The sequence below is a fragment of the Pseudoalteromonas sp. SR45-1 genome, assembly GCF_014163655.1.
GTDB lineage: Bacteria > Pseudomonadota > Gammaproteobacteria > Enterobacterales > Alteromonadaceae > Pseudoalteromonas > Pseudoalteromonas distincta.
The window spans coordinates 1-810 of the sequence record NZ_JACJDR010000039.1; the positions used below are offsets into that span (position 1 = coordinate 1).

General features: G+C 50.2%; 1 protein-coding gene. It reads right to left on the reverse strand.

All coding sequences use genetic code 11. The features are described from left to right. On the reverse strand, positions 1 to 810 hold an 810-nt coding region (locus H5089_RS20020), incomplete at both ends, for an Ig-like domain-containing protein (protein ID WP_259396095.1).

Genomic DNA, 810 nt, shown 5'->3' on the forward strand with positions numbered 1-810 from the left:
AAAGTCACCTTGTGCAAGGGCACCTGGAATCTCAATGTTCCAGTGGCCATCGCTGCCAACTAGGGTCTCAATGGTTTGCACAGCGCCTGCGCTGTCGGTGATGGTGAGTGTAACAGTGCCACCAATTTCATTACTGGTGCCCTGCAGCTCTGGTGTTAAGTCGCTAACATCGCCTACGTTTTGAATGGTTAAAGTGGGCGCTTGCGTGTCGATGATACTGGTATCACTCACTGTAGTTTCGTTGCCAACACTGTCGCGTACACTTACTTCGATGGTGCTTTGACCTTCACTTAATGGTGTGGTTGGTGTAGCACTCCAATTACCATCCGCATCAACAAGGGCGGTGATGGTTTGTGGGTTGCCGTTGCTGTCGGTCACTACAATAGTCACTTGTGCACCTTCGCCCGCATCACTTGTGCCGCTTATGATTGGCGTGTTGCTGTCGCTTTGTGCTGCAACATCAACAGTGAGTGTCGGCGGTGTATTATCAAAGTCATCTGAGCTAATTGTACGGGTATTACCTGCTGCATCGGTCGCTGTGGCGATCACTGAGCCAACATCAAGTAACGATACATCTAATCCGACTAATGACCAATTACCATCGGCATCAGTTGTGGTGGTGTAGGTGGCACCAATGCCACCGCCAACCAGTTGCTCGGTAATGGTAATTTCACTGCCTGCTGGCAAGTCAGAGGTACCACTTAAGGTAACCAATAAACCAAGTTCAAACGTTGGTGTAAAGGCAAGTGCCGGTGGAGTTACATCCACTTCGCCACTGTCTGTACCTGTACCTGTGTTGCCCGCTGCATC